This window comes from Hansschlegelia sp. KR7-227, from assembly GCF_049446035.1.
In the GTDB taxonomy this organism is placed as follows: Bacteria; Pseudomonadota; Alphaproteobacteria; order Rhizobiales; family Methylopilaceae; genus Methylopila.
On the sequence record NZ_JBMSEA010000001.1, the window covers coordinates 134,590 to 149,938 of the forward strand.

The 15,349-nt window shown below is 70.2% G+C and carries 11 protein-coding genes and 1 pseudogene; 8 read left to right on the plus strand and 4 right to left on the minus strand.

Annotation, left to right across the window (positions count from 1 at the left end; translation table 11 throughout):
• Window positions 1–14: 14 nt before the first annotated feature.
• Both ACO2RJ_RS00600 and ACO2RJ_RS00605 read right to left on the minus strand, forming a co-directional pair.
• Complete coding sequence (locus ACO2RJ_RS00600; RefSeq protein ID WP_423266071.1) at window positions 15–587, minus strand: SRPBCC family protein; 573 nt, start codon at window positions 585–587, stop codon at window positions 15–17.
• Window positions 584–1,030 carry an ArsR/SmtB family transcription factor gene (locus tag ACO2RJ_RS00605; RefSeq protein WP_423266072.1) on the minus strand — a complete coding sequence of 149 codons (447 nt, stop codon included), beginning with the start codon at window positions 1,028–1,030 and terminating at the stop codon, window positions 584–586. The genes ACO2RJ_RS00600 and ACO2RJ_RS00605 overlap by 4 nt, the downstream gene beginning before the upstream one ends.
• Window positions 1,031–1,170: 140 nt before the next feature.
• Here ACO2RJ_RS00605 and ACO2RJ_RS00610 point away from each other — a divergent pair, with 140 nt between their 5' ends.
• Window positions 1,171–3,075, plus strand: coding sequence for an AI-2E family transporter (locus ACO2RJ_RS00610; RefSeq protein ID WP_423266073.1), 1,905 nt, complete (start codon window positions 1,171–1,173; stop codon window positions 3,073–3,075).
• A 9-nt stretch (window positions 3,076–3,084) separates the two neighbouring features.
• On the opposite strand, the gene ACO2RJ_RS00615 is transcribed toward ACO2RJ_RS00610, so the two are convergent.
• Window positions 3,085–4,296 carry a PQQ-dependent sugar dehydrogenase gene (locus ACO2RJ_RS00615; RefSeq protein WP_423266074.1) on the minus strand — a complete coding sequence of 404 codons (1,212 nt, stop codon included), beginning with the start codon at window positions 4,294–4,296 and terminating at the stop codon, window positions 3,085–3,087.
• Between ACO2RJ_RS00615 and ACO2RJ_RS00620 the strand changes: the two are divergent.
• Window positions 4,295–5,026 (plus strand): annotated as a pseudogene (locus ACO2RJ_RS00620) (polysaccharide deacetylase family protein); the annotation flags it as partial. The gene ACO2RJ_RS00615 and the pseudogene ACO2RJ_RS00620 sit on opposite strands and share 2 nt — an antisense overlap.
• Window positions 5,027–5,269: 243 nt before the next feature.
• On the opposite strand, the gene ACO2RJ_RS00625 reads toward ACO2RJ_RS00620, so the two are convergent.
• On the minus strand, window positions 5,270–6,622 hold the full coding sequence (locus ACO2RJ_RS00625) for an Nramp family divalent metal transporter (protein WP_423266075.1): 1,353 nt from the start codon (window positions 6,620–6,622) through the stop codon (window positions 5,270–5,272).
• Between the two features lie 266 nt (window positions 6,623–6,888).
• On the opposite strand from ACO2RJ_RS00625, the gene ppdK reads away from it, so the two are divergent.
• The 6 genes from ppdK to ACO2RJ_RS00655 all read left to right on the plus strand — a co-directional run bounded on the left by ppdK (window position 6,889) and on the right by ACO2RJ_RS00655 (window position 15,347).
• A complete protein-coding gene (gene ppdK / locus ACO2RJ_RS00630) occupies window positions 6,889–9,585 on the plus strand; it encodes a pyruvate, phosphate dikinase (RefSeq protein WP_423266076.1) in 2,697 nt (898 codons plus the stop codon).
• Window positions 9,586–9,831: 246 nt separating this feature from the next.
• Window positions 9,832–11,106: an ergothioneine biosynthesis protein EgtB gene (gene egtB, locus ACO2RJ_RS00635; protein WP_423266077.1), complete on the plus strand. Its 1,275-nt coding sequence runs from the start codon at window positions 9,832–9,834 to the stop codon at window positions 11,104–11,106.
• Complete coding sequence (gene egtD / locus ACO2RJ_RS00640; RefSeq protein WP_423266078.1) at window positions 11,106–12,056, plus strand: L-histidine N(alpha)-methyltransferase; 951 nt, start codon at window positions 11,106–11,108, stop codon at window positions 12,054–12,056. The genes egtB and egtD overlap by 1 nt, the downstream gene beginning before the upstream one ends.
• 114 nt (window positions 12,057–12,170) lie before the next feature.
• Window positions 12,171–12,575: a hypothetical protein gene (locus ACO2RJ_RS00645; RefSeq protein WP_423266079.1), complete on the plus strand. Its 405-nt coding sequence runs from the start codon at window positions 12,171–12,173 to the stop codon at window positions 12,573–12,575.
• Between the two features lie 172 nt (window positions 12,576–12,747).
• Entirely contained in the window at window positions 12,748–13,695 is a 948-nt protein-coding gene (locus ACO2RJ_RS00650) for an ArgK/MeaB family GTPase (protein WP_423266080.1), read from the plus strand.
• 191 nt (window positions 13,696–13,886) lie between these two features.
• Window positions 13,887–15,347, plus strand: coding sequence for a cell wall hydrolase (locus ACO2RJ_RS00655; protein ID WP_423266081.1), 1,461 nt, complete (start codon window positions 13,887–13,889; stop codon window positions 15,345–15,347).
• The last annotated feature ends 2 nt before the right edge of the window (window positions 15,348–15,349 follow it).

Below are 15,349 nucleotides of genomic sequence, written 5' to 3' on the forward strand. Positions count from 1 at the left end.
CCGCCCGTCCTCCGTCAGTCCGGCGGCAGCAACTGGTCGTAGGACGGCTCGGTCTCCAGGATCGTCGACCAGAACCGCGTCGCCGGCAGGCCCTCGAGGGTCGCTGCGAGCACGCCAAGATGGGCGTGCCAGCCGCCGCAGACGTTGAGGACCTGCTTGCGGTCCGGCAGGTTCCCATGCCTCAGCGTGAGGCGCACCCGCCCGCTTTCAAGAGGCTCGAGATCGAAGGCGACCTCAGAAGCGTCGTCGCCGGCGCCCCAGCGAAACGCGAAGCCGCGCGGCGGGTCCCACCGGATGACGGTTCCGCCGCTGTCCATCGGGCCGGCATGGGCGGCGAAGCGCTCCGGCACGGTCTCGCCGGTGAGGCTCGCATTGTGAAAGCGCAGCGCGACCTTGCCGCCGATCCGGGGCTCGATCTCGCCGCCGGCGAACCACTGCGCCCGCTTTTCGCTCTCCGTGAGATAGGCCCAGACCCTTTCGATCGGGCCGGGCAGCATCCGCACGAAGGTCACCTCGCGCGGGCCGGTGACGGCGCCCATGCGAGCGTTGGGGTCTTCCTCGGAGGCGGCGGCTGTGGCGGCGGTCATGGAACGTCTCCTTTGGGCGCATCGCCGTCGGCCTCGAGCGCGGCTTCGAGCGCGTCGAGCCGATCGGCCCAGAACTGGCGGTAGGGCGCGAGGAACTCGTCCGCCGCGGCCAGCGGCGCGGGGGCGAGGCGGCAGAGATGAGTGCGGCCGCGGATCTCCCGGGAGATCAGGCCCGCGTTCTCCAGCACCTTCACGTGCTTCGCCGCGGCGGCGAACGACATGGCGTGCGGTGCGGCCAGTTCGCCGACGCTGCGTTCCCGCCGTGCGAGCGCCGCCAGCATCCCGCGGCGGGTGGGATCGGCGAGGGCGTGGAAGACGGCGTCGAGGCGATGATGTTCAACCATGTGGATGAATATGCCGCGACATCTGCTTATGTCAACCATATGGTTGAATGAAACAGCTCGTTCAGCCTTTCCGAATTTGGCAGGAACGGCTTCCAGCATCCGGCGTTCAGGCTTCGGGCGACTATGCGCGGCCCGCCGCGCGAAGGTGCGGTGACGGCGTGACGACTTCGGCGGGGCGAATCCGCAAACTCAGCGACGCGTCGGCGGCGGTGACGCTGGCCGCGTGGACCATTGTGGCCATGAGCGTGGTGATCACGCTCTATTTCGGCCGCGATCTGCTCATTCCGATCGCGCTGGCGCTGCTGTTGAGCTTCGTGCTCAGCCCGCTGGTGAGCCTCGCCAAGAAGGCGCGGCTGCCGCGCGGTCCGGCCGTCGTGCTGGTCGTCCTGTTCGCCTTTGCGATCATCGGCGGCATCGGCGCGGTCATTGCGGGCCAGGTCAACCAACTCGCCGGCGACCTGCCGAAGTATCAGACGACGATGCGCGAGAAGGCGCAGTCGCTGCGGGTCATGAGCGGCGGCAGCCGCACGCTCGAGCGCGCCGCCGATCTGCTGCAGAACCTCGGCGAGGAGTTCGAGAAGCCGAAGGATCCGCCGGCCGGGCCGAACCCGTCCGCCGGGCGTCCGTCGAACGCGCCGCTGCCGGTGGAGGTGCGCCAGCCGCCGCCGTCGTCGCTCGACAATCTGAAATCGATCCTGGGCGCGCTGCTCCATCCGATGGCGACGACGGGCATCATCATCGTCTTCGTGATCTTTATCTTGCTGCAGCGGGAGGATCTGAGGAACCGGCTGATGAGCCTCGCCGGCGCGAGCGACATCCAACGCACGACCGCGGCGCTCGACGACGCCGCCAAGCGGCTGTCGCGGCTGTTTCTGACGCAGATCGTGTTGAACGCCGGGTTCGGCTTCGCGATCGGCGTCGGCCTCTGGGCGCTCGGCGTGCCGGGGGCCGGGCTGTGGGGCGTGATGGCCGCCGTGCTGCGCTTCGTGCCGTACATCGGCGCCGTGATCGCGGCGGTGTTTCCGCTGCTGCTCGCCGCCGCCGTCGATCCCGGCTGGACGACCTTTGTCGCGACCTTCGTGCTGTTCGCCGTGATCGAGCCGATCGTGGGCCATCTCATCGAGCCGATGGTCTACGGGCGGAGCACCGGCCTGTCGCCGGTCGCGGTGGTCGTATCGGCGACGTTCTGGACGGCGCTGTGGGGTCCGATCGGTCTCGTGCTCGCGACGCCGCTGACCGTTTGCCTCGTCGTGCTTGGCCGGCACGTCGAGAGCCTCGCCTTCCTGGACACATTGTTCGGCGACCGCCCGGCGCTGTCGGCTCCGGAGCTGTTCTACCAGCGCATGCTGGCGGGCGATCCCGTCGAGGCGGCGGAGCGGGCGGACGAATATCTGCGCAGCCGCTCGCTCTCGAACTACTACGAGGAGGTCGCGATCCGCGGCCTCCTGCTCGCCCAGCAGGACGCGGCGCGCGGCGCCCTCGACGAGCCGCGCGTGGCGCGCATCCGCAATTCGGTCGGCGATCTCGTCGAGACGATGGCCGACGTCGACGACAGCGAGCCGAGCTCGCTGCGCGGCGCCAATGAGCCGGAGGCGCTGGAGGCGATCGAGGAATCCGATGCCGGCCTCAGCGGCGCCGGCGACGCGTCGCTGCTGCCGACGCTCGATCCGGACGAACTTCCTCCGGCCTGGAGGGAGGGCGCCCCCGTGGTGTGCATCGGCGGGCGCAGCCCGCTCGACGCCGCGACCGCCGAGATCGTCGCCCAGGTCGTCAGCAAGCACGGCCTGCCGGCGCGCCATCTCGGGCCGAGCAGCCTCGGGCGCTCCAAGATCAGCGACCTCGACGCCGGCGGGGTCCGCGTGGTCTGCCTGACCTATCTCAATCCCAAGCGCGCGGCCTTCATGCGTTACGCCGTCAGGCGCCTCCGCCAGGCGAACAAGGACGCGCTCATCATTCTCGCCTGCTGGTCGCCCGGCTCGGAGGCGACCGACCTCGAGACGATGCGGCAGGAGTCCGGCGCGGACGCTGTGGCCTCGAGCCTGCGCGACGTCGCCGAATATTGCATCGCGGCGGTCACCACGCCGCGGGAGCCGATGGTCGGGACGCAGACCGCGACCGTCGCCGATTGCGCGCCGGCCGGCTGACGGACGCGCCTACGGACCGACGTAGCTGACGCGATAGATCGCGCCGTTGTGGTCGTCCGAGACCAGCAGCGAGCCGTCCTTCATGACGTGAACGTCGACGGGGCGGCCGACATATTCGTTGTCCTGCACGAACCCCGTCAGGAACGGCTCGACCGAGACGACCTCCCGACGGTCGTTCAGGAAGGCCACCGCGACGTCGGCGTCCTTCACGGTCCGGTTCCACGGTCCATGACGCGCGATGAAGATCGCGCCGCGATATGGCTCCGGGAACATCGTCTTGTCGTAGAAGCGCATGCCGAGCGGGGCGGAGTGGGCGCCGAGCAGGGCGGCCGGCTTGACGAAGTCGTCGCAGGAGCGCCCCCAGCCGAACTCCGGATCGGTCATCAATCCGGAATGGCAGTAGGGGAAGCCGAAATTCTCCCGGCCGGGCTTCGACACATGGTTGAGCTCGTCGAGCGGCATGTCTTCCGACACCCAGTCGCGCTGGTTGTCGGTGAACCAGAGGTCGCCGGTGCGCGGATCGAAATCGAGCCCGACGGAGTTGCGCACCCCCCAGGCGACGGTCTCGAGCCCCGTGCCGTCGGCGTTCATGCGAAAGATGCGGGCGTGGTCCTTGTCGGGCTCGCAGATGTTGCAGGGCGCGCCGACCGGAACATAGAGCTTTCCGTCCGGCCCGAAGCGCAGGACCTTCCAGCCGTGCTGCGAGGCGCTCGGGAACCGGTCGTAGACGACGACCGGTTTCGGCGGCGAATCCAGGCGGTCCTCGACGCCGTCGAACCGCAGGATCTGCTTCGGGGTCGCGACATAGAGCGCGCCGTCGCGGAACTCGACGCCGTTCGGAAGCGGCGTGTCGTCCAGCACGACCTTGACCTCGCGCCGCCCGGCGGGACCCGTGACCGCATAGACCTTGTTCGCGACGAACAGCGAGGAGACAAACAGCGTCCCCTTGTCGCCCTCGCGCATCATCCGCGCGTCGAGGATGTCGCTGGCGAAGGTCTCGACCTTGAAGCCCGGCGGGACCTTCAGCCTCGCCGTCGGCAGCTGGTCGGCGGGCGTCGGCACGGGGAAGGCGGAGACCGGCGCGAGCTTGATCGCAGGGCCGCTGTTCGGCCGCCCGATCGCCCAGAAGTCCTCCAGCTTGTCGGCGGCGACGCCGTCGCTCGCGGCGAGGGCCGCGGCGAGGACGAAAGCGATTCGGCCGACGGCGCGGGGCAGCGACATGTCCGTCTCCTCGACCGCCGCGCTTCTCGGGCGCGGGCGCTGGCGGCACGCTAGTGCCCGGCGGCCGCGCAGCCAAGCGTCGCGGGCTACGCAGTCTTCCGGATCGCGGACCGTTAACCCCAGCCATAGACTGGGCGTCGCAGAATCATCCCGCGGCCGTGGATTCGTCGGATTGCGGGAGCGTCGTTTATCCGGATCGTTTGGGAACGGCGCGTCAGGGAAGCTGCTGTTGAAACATGCGTCACGCATTCGCCTCGCCGCGGCGCTCGCGGGCTTCGGTCTGGCGGCCGTCGCCTCGGCGCAGGCCTCGGAGTTCGAGCCGCGCCTGAAGCTCGACACGCCCAAGGGCGCGCCGCGCGTCGTGGCGTTGACCTTCGACGCCTGTTCCGGCGGCGTGGACGACCGCGTGCTGGCGGCCCTCGCGGAGACCGGCGCGAAGGCGACCATCTTCGCGACCGAGCGCTGGATCCGGAAGAATCCCGCGGCGCTCGCCCGGCTCACGGCGCATCCTGAACAGTTCGAGATCGAGAATCACGGCGCGGCGCACGTCGCCGCCATCACCGACCGCGCGAGCCTCTTCGGTGTGCGAACGGCCGCGACCCTCGAGGGCGTCCGGGCGGAGGTGCGCGGCGGGGCGGCGGCGGTCGAGGCGGCGACCGGCCGCAGGCCGGCATGGTTCCGCGGCGCGACCGCCCGCTACACGCGCGACGCGCTCGACGCCATCGCGGCCGACGGCCAGCGCGTCGCGGGCTTCTCGCTGAACGCCGACATGGGGGCCTCGCTTCCCGCCCGCACGGTCGCCAAGAGGATGGAAGGCGCGGTCTCGGGCGACGTGATCATCGCCCACATGAACCAGCCGAACCGGCCGTCCGGCGCCGGCGTCGCCGACGGGATTCGCGCGCTGAAGGCTGCGGGCTTCGCCTTCGCCCGACTCGACGAGATGAGGACGAAGAGCGACGACGGCCGCCTGCTGCTAACCGCCGGTCGCGAAGTCCCACACAAGCTTGACGTTCAGGGCGACGATCACGGCCGCGACGAGGCCGGCCACAACCGACATCCAGCGCGGAGCGACGAGGTCGCCCATCTTCGACCGGCTGGCCGTGAACCAGACCAGCGGGATCACCGCGAAGGGCAGCTGCAGGCTGAGCACGACCTGGCTCAGCACAAGTAGCTTGCCCGTGCCGCTCTGGCCGTAGAGCAGCGTCACGGCGATCGCCGGAATGATCGCGATCATCCGGGTGATCAGGCGCCGCAGCCAGGGCGCCAGCCGGATGCGCAGGAAGCCCTCCATCACGACCTGGCCGGCGAGCGTCGCCGTGACCGTCGAGTTCAGCCCGCAGCAGAGCAGGGCGACGCCGAAGGCGGTCGCCGCGATCGCGCCGCCGAGCAGCGGCCCGAGCAGCGTATGCGCCTCGCCGAGCTCGGCGACCTCAGTGCGGCCGCTGGCGTGGAAGGCCGCGGCCGCGAGGATCAGGATCGAGGCGTTGATCAGGAACGCGAAGCACAGCGCGATGGTGGAGTCGGTCACCGCGAAGCGGATCGCCTCGCGCTTGCCCTCCGGCGTCCGCTCATAGGCGCGGGTCTGCACCACAGAGGAGTGCAGGTAGAGGTTGTGCGGCATCACCGTCGCGCCGACGATGCCGAGCGCGATGTAGAGCATCGCCGGATTGGTCACGAGCTCGGTGGTCGGGGCGAGGCCGCGGATGATCGCGCCGAGATCGGGGTCGGCCATTGCGAGCTGGACCGCGAAACAGGCCGCGATGACCAGCAGCAGGCCGATCACGAAGGCCTCGACCCAGCGGAAGCCCACCCGCTGCAGCATCAGCACGAGGAAGACGTCGAGCGCGGTGATCACCACGCCGATCTCGAGCGGAATGCCGAAGACGAGATTGAGGCCGATGGCGGTGCCGATCACCTCGGCGAGGTCGGTCGCGCAGATCGCGGCTTCGGCGAGAACCCACAGAGGGTAGGAGACCCATTTCGGAAACGCGTCGCGGCAGGCCTGGGCGAGGTCGCGGCCGGCGGCGACGCCCAGCCGAACGCACAGCGCCTGCAGCAGGATCGCCATGAGACTCGACAGCGCGACCACCGCCATCAGCGTGTAGCCGAACTGCGACCCGCCCGCGAGCGAGGTCGCCCAGTTGCCGGGGTCCATGTAGCCGACGGCGACGAGATAGCCCGGCCCGAAGAAGGCCACGAACCGCCGGATCCAGCTGCCGCGGCCGACCTTCACCGACGCGTGCACCTCCGACAGCGACGCCGCGCCCGGCGTTCCCCGCCAGCCGGACAAAGGAGAGACGAAGGGACGCTCGGCGATGTCGGTCATGGGGTCAGGCGGTGTCCGCACGCAATCTCGATGAATTAGGAACGCTTCTGATAATCACTCGCAGCTTCAATTATTGCAAGTAGGTCGCAAGAGCATTTTTGCAAGTGCGAGATGGCGGCTTCGAGGCAGCGTAGGGGAGAAGGGCGGCGGCGGCGGCTGCGACATCTTGCCAGCGAGCCCTTCGCGTGCGAGTTCCCCCTCAGCGAGGCGGCTCTTCGCAGGTGCGAACGCGCCGCCATCCCCTGACGGGAATGGAGACGGACGCGATGGCGAAGTGGGTCCTCACCTTCGGCGACGGTAAGGCCGAAGGCAGCGCGGAGATGCGCGACCTCCTCGGCGGCAAAGGCGCGAACCTGGCCGAGATGGCGAATATCGGGCTGCCGGTGCCGCCCGGCTTCACCATCACCACCGAAGTCTGCACCCATTATTACGCCAACGGCCGCTCCTACCCGGCCGAGCTCGAGGCTCAGGTCGCGGCGGGCTTGCGCCACATCGAGGCGGTCACCGCGCGCGGCTTCGGGGACGCGGAGAACCCGCTGCTGGTCTCCGTCCGCTCCGGCTCGCGGGCGTCGATGCCGGGCATGATGGACACGATCCTCAATCTCGGCCTCAACGACCAGACCGTGGAGGCTCTCGCGAAGAACGCCGACGACCGGCGCTTCGCCTATGACAGCTACCGCCGCTTCATCCAGATGTACTCGAACGTGGTGCTCGACCTCGACCACGATTTGTTCGAGGACCTGCTCGAAACGGCGAAGGAGAAGAAGGGAGTCACGGAGGATACCGAGCTCGACGTCGAAGACCTCGCCAAGCTCGTGAAGGGCTACAAGGCGGCGGTCGAACGCGACTCCGGCAAGCCGTTCCCGCAGGATCCGGCGGAGCAGCTCTGGGGCGCGATCAGCGCCGTGTTCGCCTCCTGGATGAACCCGCGCGCGATCACCTACCGCAGGCTCAACCAGATACCGGAAAGCTGGGGCACGGCCGTCAACGTGCAGGCCATGGTGTTCGGCAACATGGGCGAGACCTCGGCCACCGGCGTCGCCTTCACCCGCAACCCGTCCACCGGCGAGAACCGGCTCTATGGCGAGTTCCTGGTGAACGCCCAGGGCGAGGACGTCGTCGCCGGCATCCGCACGCCGCAGCCGATCACCGAGGCCGCGCGCGCCGAAGGCAAGGTCCGTGCGCCGTCGCTCGAGACCCGCATGCCGGAGGCGTTCAAGGAGTTCGCGATCGTCGCGAACCGCCTCGAGCAGCACTACCGCGACATGCAGGACCTCGAATTCACCGTCGAGCGCGGCAAGCTCTGGATGCTCCAGGCCCGCAACGGCAAGCGCACCGCGAAGGCCGCGCTGAAGATCGCCGTCGACCTCGTTAATGAGGGCGTGCTCACCAAGGAGGAGGCGATCGAGCGCATCGACCCGGCGTCGCTCGACCAGCTGCTGCATCCGACGATCGACCCGAAGGCGGAGCGCAAGATCATCGCCTCCGGACTTCCGGCCTCGCCGGGCGCCGCGCAGGGCGAGATCGTGTTCTCCTCCGAGGCGGCCGAAGAGGCGGTCGCGGGCAAGGAAGGCAAGAAGGTCATCCTGGTTCGGACCGAGACATCGCCCGAAGACATTCACGGCATGCATGTCGCGGCCGGCATCCTGACCACCCGCGGCGGCATGACGAGCCACGCCGCTGTGGTGGCGCGCGGCATGGGCAAGCCCTGCGTTTCGGGCGCAGGCTCCCTGCGCATCGACGAGAAGGCCGGGACGCTCACCGTCGGCGGCAAGGTGTTCCGGGCCGGCGACGTGCTCACCATCGACGGCTCGGCCGGCCAGGTGCTCGACGGCGCGGTCGCCATGATCAAGCCGGAGCTCTCCGGCGACTTCGCCGCGCTGATGGGCTGGGCCGACGAGGTCCGCCGCATGAAGGTGCGCGCCAACGCCGAGACGCCGGCCGACGCCAGGGCCGCCCGCGGCTTCGGCGCCGAAGGCATCGGCCTCAGCCGCACCGAGCACATGTTCTTCGACGACGAGCGCATCGTCGCGGTCCGCGAGATGATCCTCGCCGACGACGTCGAGGGCCGCCGCAAGGCGCTCGCCAAGCTGCTGCCGTTCCAGCGCTCGGACTTCCGCGAGCTGTTCGAGATCATGAAGGGCCTGCCCGTCACGATCCGGCTGCTCGACCCGCCGCTGCACGAGTTCCTGCCGCATGGCGACAAGGAGGTCGCGGCGGTCGCCGAGGCGATGGGCGCCGACCCCGACAAGCTGCGCTCGCGCGCCGCCGAGCTGCACGAGTTCAACCCCATGCTCGGCTTCCGCGGCTGCCGTCTCGCGATCGCCTTCCCGGAGATCGCCGAGATGCAGGCGCGGGCGATCTTCGAGGCCGCGGTGGAGGCCGCCAAGGCGACCGGGGAGCCGGTGACCTGCGAGGTCATGGTGCCGCTCGTGGTCGGCCGCGCCGACTTCGACTTCGTCAAGGCGCGCATCGACGCCGTGGCGAAAGCGGTCGAGGCGGAGACCTCCGGAACGCTCGTCTATCAGGTCGGCACCATGATCGAGCTGCCGCGGGCCGCCCTGATGGCGGCCGAGATCGCCGAGACCGCGGAGTTCTTCTCCTTCGGCACCAACGACCTCACGCAGACCGCGCTCGGCATCAGCCGGGACGACGCCGCGCCCTTCCTCAGCCACTACGTCGACAAGAAGCTGCTGCCCTACGATCCGTTCGTGACCATCGACCGCGAGGGCGTCGGCGAGCTCGTCGCCATCGGCTGCGAGCGCGGCCGCAGCGTGCGGCCGAAGATCAAGCTCGGCATCTGCGGCGAGCATGGCGGCGATCCGGCCTCGATCGCCTTCTGCGAAGAGGTCGGGCTCGACTACGTCTCCTGCTCGCCCTTCCGCGTGCCGATCGCGCGCCTCGCGGCGGCGCAGGCGACGCTTCGGGCCCGCAAGGCCCTGCGGACGCAGGACGCCGCCTGACGACGGTCCATCTCGACGGGACGGGCAGGGCGCCGTTCGGCCGGCCCTGCCCGTCGAAACGCACGGGTCCCTATTGCAATCGATTGTCCGCAACCGAGATTCCAGCGACCGGGCGGGAACTTCGGCCGCCGCGGTTTGTTCTCGATTGGATTCGGCGCCCGAGCGATTGTCGTCGCTCCGGGCGGGCGGCGCCGGCGGCGCTCGCCGTCAGAGCGCAGCGCGCAGATTGCGAGCGAGGGGAAGCCCATGACACTCACGACCGCTCGGGCGACCGAGCTCCGCTCCGACGCGCTGGACCGCTTCCGCGCGGTCCGCGCCGACAGCCGCGCGCTCGCCGGCCCGCTCTCCGACGCCGACGCCACGGTGCAGTCGATGCCGGACGCGAGCCCCGCCAAATGGCATCTCGCCCACACCACATGGTTCTTCGAGACCATGCTGCTGAAGCCGAACGTCGGCGGCTACCGGGTCTTCGACGAGGCGTACAACTTCCTGTTCAACTCCTATTACGAGACGGTCGGCGCCCGGCATCCGCGCCCGAAGCGCGGCCTGATCACGCGGCCGTCGCTGGACGAAATCCTCGCCTACCGCGCCCATGTCGACGCGGCGATGGAGGCCTTCATCGGCGACGCCGACCAGGGCGTCGTGGACCTGATCGAACTCGGCCTCAACCATGAGCAGCAGCATCAGGAGCTGCTCCTCACCGACATCCTCCATCTGTTCGCCGAGAACCCGCTGAAGCCGGCCTATCGCGATCCCGAGCCGCTGGCGGTCGCTCCAACGCCGGGCGAGGCCGGCTGGGTCGCGTTCGACGGCGGGATCGTCGAGATCGGGCACGACGGACGAAGCTTCGGCTTCGACTGCGAGGGGCCGCGGCATCAGGCGCTGATCCAGCCGTTCCGCATCGCCGACCGGCTCGTCACAAATGGCGAGTGGATGGCGTTCATGGCGGACGGCGGCTACCGCGATCCGCTGCTGTGGCTCGCCGACGGCTGGGCGCAGATCCTCGAGCACGAATGGTCGGCGCCGCTCTACTGGGAGGAGCGCGACGGCGAGCATCTCCAGATGACGTTGCGCGGGCTGCAGCCCGTCGATCCCGACGCGCCCGTCGCCCATGTCAGCTATTTCGAGGCCGACGCCTTCGCGAGCTGGGCCGGAAAGCGGCTGCCGAGCGAGGCGGAATGGGAGCGCGCCGCCGAGGGCCTGCCCGTCGCCGGGACCTTCGCCAAGGCCGGCGCCGGCCGGCTGCGGCCGAAGCCCGCCGGGCCTTCAACCGGGGGCCTGCGCCAGATGTTCGGCGACGTCTGGGAGTGGACCCGCAGCCCCTTCACGCCCTATCCCGGCTTCAAGCCGGCCGCGGGCGCGGTCGGCGAATACAACGGCAAGTTCATGTGCGCGCAGTTCGTGCTCCGCGGCGGGTCTTGCGCCACGCCGGAGGGCCATGTCCGCGCGACCTACCGGAATTTCTTTCAACCCGACAAGCGCTGGCAGTTCTCCGGCCTGCGGCTCGCCGAGGACGCCTGATGCTCGAGAAGGTCGATTTCCGCACGGCGCAGCGCGAGGCGTTCCGCGCCGACGTGATCGCGGGCCTGTCCGCGCCCGCCAAGACTCTCCCGGCCCGCTGGCTCTATGACGACCGCGGGTCGGAGCTGTTCGAGCGCATCACCACGCTGCCGGAATACTACCCGACGCGCACCGAGACCGCTGTGCTCCGCGAACACGCCGCCGAGATCGCGACCTTCTGCGGTCCGCGCGCCGTGCTCGTGGAATACGGCGCCGGCGCCGGGCTGAAGACCGAGATCCTGCTGGGCGCGCTCGAAAATCCCGCTCTGTACGTGCCGGTCGACATCGCCGGCGACTTCCTCGTCGCGTCGGCGTCGCGGATCGAGCGGCGCTTCCCCTATATCGAGATCCGGCCTGTCGTCGCCGACTTCACCGAGGATTTCGACCTGCCGGCGGATTTGCCAAGGCTGACGCCGCGGGTCGCGTTCTTCCCCGGCTCGACCATAGGAAACCTCGCGCCTCGGGACGCAGTCGGCCTGCTGCAGCAGATGCGCCGCCATGTCGGCGCCGCCGGCCGCGCCGTCATCGGGTTCGATCGGAAGAAGGATGTCGCGACCCTTGTGCGCGCTTATGACGACGCGGCCGGCGTCACCGCGGCGTTCAACCTCAACCTGCTCGAGCGCATCAACCGTGAGCTCGACGGCGACGTCGACCTGGCGCGCTTCGCGCATGAGGCGCGCTGGAACGCGGACGAGTCGGCGATCGAGATGCACCTCGTCAGCCGAGAGGAGCAGACGGTGGCGGTCGACGGCCGCGCTTTCCGCTTCGAGGCCGGGGAGACGATCCACACCGAAAGCTCCCGGAAATACGCGCTCGACGACGTCGCGCGGCTTGCGGATTCCTCTGGCTGGCGTGTCGAGCGCACATGGACCGACCCGGACGGCTTGTTCGCCGTCGTCGGGCTCGCCTGAAGCCCCGACCATCGGCGGGGGTGGTTGATCCGCTCGCGCCATGGCATGCGTACCCCGGCCATAATAAAATCATAAGCGCCGCTCACAGGGGGCGCGGGCATCCGGAGGTACTCCATGCGTTTCGTTCGTCTCGCCGCGGCCGCCGCGGCGATCATCGGCGCGACCGGCGTCGCCGCCGCGCAGGGCACGATGGCTCCGCCGCGCGAGATGGCGGATCCCGTCAAGACCAAGGCGGTCGACGAGGCCTATCGCGGCCAGTGCGAGGCCAAGGCGCCGAAGGCGCTCTGCGCCTGCGTGATCGCGGTCGCGGGCGTCAACGTCAACGACCCCGTCGAGCGCCAGGTGTTCTTCGACTACATGATGGGCGAGGTCGATAAGGCGAAGGCGACCCGCGCGATGTTCTCGCCCGACCAGAACATGAAGTTCAACATCGCGCTTCAGAAGGCCGACACGATGCTCGGCTCCGAATGCGACAAGCTGAAGCCCAAGGCCGAGCCGGCCCAGCCGAAGGCGCAGTAGCCCGCGACCGTCCCACGCGCCGCCGCCACCCCTCGCCCCGACCCTCTCCCGCATGGGGAGGGGGGACGGCGACCGCGCGCCGTCTCTTTTGAGACCCGCCGACGAAGGCGCCGTCGCGCCGCGATGCGGAACATGCGAGAGGAGGCGGCGCGCCTTCTCCGACGGATTCCCTTTGAGCCCTCAGCCCTTTCCCGATCTTCCGTCGCTTCGCGACGCCGGCAAGGCGGGGGTCGCGCGCGCGCTCGCCCGGTTGGAACGCTCGGCCGGGACGGCGGAGGCGGCGGCGCTGCTCGACGCCGCGGACGCGGCGCCGCGCGGCGAGGTCCTCGGCCTGACCGGCCCGCCCGGCGTCGGCAAGTCGACGCTGACCGGCGCGCTCGTGCGCGGCTTCCGTCAGGCCGGGGAGACGGTCGCGGTGATCGCCGTCGACCCGTCGTCGTCGCGCTCCGGAGGCGCGCTGCTCGGCGACCGCGCGCGCATCCCGAGCGACCCGGAGGACCGCGGGGTCTTCATCCGCTCCTACGCCGCGCGCGACCGGCTGGGCGGGCTCTCCGATCTCGCCTTCGGCGCGACCATCCTGATGCGCGCGCTGTTCGACCGAGTGATCGTGGAGACCGTCGGCGTCGGCCAGTCGGAGGCTGACGTCGCGATCGTCGGCGACACCATCCTGCTCGCGGTGCAGCCGGCCTCGGGCGACGCGCTGCAGTTCATCAAGGCCGGCGTGATGGAGCTGCCCGACGTCGTCGTCGTCACCAAGGCCGATCTCGGGGCGCCCGCCCGGCGCGCGCGCGACGACCTCGAAAGCGCCCTGTCGCTCGCGAACCGCGACGAGCCGGGCTGGGAGGCGCCAGTGGCGCTGGTCTCGTCGGACAGCGGGGAAGGGCTCGACCTGTTGACGTCGCATCTCGCCGCCCATTCCGCGTTCCTGCGGGCCGACGGACGTCTCGCCCGCCGCAGGCGCGCCCAGGCCGACGCCAGGCTCCTCGCCGCGATCAAGGGCCGCTTCGGAACCGAGGGCGTGCGCGCCGCGCGCGAGCTGCTCGATCGTCTCGAGGGCGGCCCGTTCGCCCGCGAGGCCGAGGCCGCCCGCATCCTCTCCGAACGCCTCCGCCGAGGCTGATCACGGACGAATGCTTAACGGAACGCTACCGTTTTGTGAGCTGGGCAGTCTAACACACTGACCTGTTGCTCTTTTTCATCCCGCTCGTTAACCGCTCCTCAAGGTTAAGAACCGATAACCAGCAAGGTGTGTCGGTAAGGTCGCGCGTCGCTACGGCGGTGTGGTCGCGACCGCTGTGGGGGCGTTGCGTTATGCGTCGACAGGGAGAGCCAAGGCGCCGGGCGTCACGGCCCGCCTCCGGGGGCGTTGCCAGGCGGGTCAGACCGACGGCGATCCGGCTGCTGCTCGCCGCCGCCGTCTTCCCCTTCGCCACGACCTCGATCGCGCGCCAGGATGCGACCAGCCTGCTGAGCGCCGCCGCCGACCTCGCGGACGGCGCCGGCGGCCATTTTCTCGCGGCGGAGCCGCGCCGGCCGCTGGAGCTCGCCTCGCTCGAGGCCGCCGACCTGTTCGGATCGGGCCGCGGCCCGATGGTCGCCGCCGACCTGCTTGGCGGCGGCGAAAGCCTCGTGGTCGCCGACATGCCGGAAGCCGTCTCCGGCGCCGCGAAATTCGCTCTCGACGAGCCGTTCGTGGACCGCACGCTGAAGGGCGACCGCCGGTTGGCGCGCGTCGCGGCGCCTGAACCCGACGCGCGATCCGGGCCCGAGCCGGACCCGTTCGACGCGCTGCCAGCCCTCGGGGACGCGCTCGCGCTCGACCTGACCGGGGTCAACATCCTACCGCCCATCGACGCCGCGAAGCCCGCGCCCCCGCGCCCGCGGCCCACGGCGGACTGGCCGCAGCCCGCCGAAGCCGCGCCGTCGCGCCAGACGCTCGCGACCACGCCGAAGCGAGCGGACGCCGCTCCCGCCGGCGGGGGCGTGACGGGCGACAGCGCCGTCGCCGAGCCCGCCGCCGCCGCCGCGACGACGAGCGTGCCCATGCGCCGCCGCGAGGAGACGGCGAGCCATGACGGCTCGACGCCCTCCGTCGCGTCGCTGTCGGGAGGGGTTTCGCGGGCGACGACCACGCCCGCCAGCGAGACGCCGGTCGAGGTCGCGGCGCTTCCGGTCTCCCGCGGCGGCGCGCTTGAGCGCGTGGCGCTGACGCCGTCGAGCGACCCGGAGGCCGAAGGCGAGACCACGGCGCTGCGCGACGACGTGCCCGGAGACGGCAAGATCGAAACGCGGCTCGCCCACCGGCTCGTCATTCCCGAGCGGCAGCTCGCCCGCGCCGAGCAGTGCCTCGCCGAAGCCATCTATTTCGAGGCGCGCGGCGAGCCGATCGAGGGCCAGTACGCCGTCGCGCAGGTGGTGATGAACCGCGCCCGCTCGGGCTACTATCCCTCGGACGTCTGCGGCGTCGTCTACCAGAACAAGCAGCGCCGCAACGCGTGCCAGTTCTCCTTCGCCTGCGACCGGATTCCCGATCGCGTCACCAACAAGCACGCCTGGACGATCGCGGCGCGCATCGCGCAGGACGTCGCGCAGGGCGGCGCCTGGCTGCCGGAGGTCGGCGACTCCACACATTACCACGCGACCTATGTCCGGCCGTATTGGCTTGGCGACATGATCAAAGAGCAGAAGATCGGCCGCCACATCTTCTACCGCGTGAAGTGGCGCGCCCCGCTCGACGCGCAGGCCGCGCTCGAGGCGCGCCGGCCGGGCTGACC

What these genes read in the sequence shown, in the direction of transcription:
- ACO2RJ_RS00600 (WP_423266071.1), bottom strand. Translation starts at nt 587, where the DNA reads ATGACCGCCGCCACAGCCGCCGCCTCCGAGGAAGACCCCAACGCTCGC.
- ACO2RJ_RS00605 (WP_423266072.1), bottom strand. Translation starts at nt 1,030, where the DNA reads ATGCTGGAAGCCGTTCCTGCCAAATTCGGAAAGGCTGAACGAGCTGTT.
- ACO2RJ_RS00610 (WP_423266073.1), top strand. Translation starts at nt 1,171, where the DNA reads ATGAGCGTGGTGATCACGCTCTATTTCGGCCGCGATCTGCTCATTCCG.
- ACO2RJ_RS00615 (WP_423266074.1), bottom strand. Translation starts at nt 4,296, where the DNA reads ATGTCGCTGCCCCGCGCCGTCGGCCGAATCGCTTTCGTCCTCGCCGCG.
- ACO2RJ_RS00625 (WP_423266075.1), bottom strand. Translation starts at nt 6,622, where the DNA reads ATGACCGACATCGCCGAGCGTCCCTTCGTCTCTCCTTTGTCCGGCTGG.
- ppdK (WP_423266076.1), top strand. Translation starts at nt 6,889, where the DNA reads ATGGCGAAGTGGGTCCTCACCTTCGGCGACGGTAAGGCCGAAGGCAGC.
- egtB (WP_423266077.1), top strand. Translation starts at nt 9,832, where the DNA reads ATGACACTCACGACCGCTCGGGCGACCGAGCTCCGCTCCGACGCGCTG.
- egtD (WP_423266078.1), top strand. Translation starts at nt 11,106, where the DNA reads ATGCTCGAGAAGGTCGATTTCCGCACGGCGCAGCGCGAGGCGTTCCGC.
- ACO2RJ_RS00645 (WP_423266079.1), top strand. Translation starts at nt 12,171, where the DNA reads ATGCGTTTCGTTCGTCTCGCCGCGGCCGCCGCGGCGATCATCGGCGCG.
- ACO2RJ_RS00655 (WP_423266081.1), top strand. Translation starts at nt 13,887, where the DNA reads ATGCGTCGACAGGGAGAGCCAAGGCGCCGGGCGTCACGGCCCGCCTCC.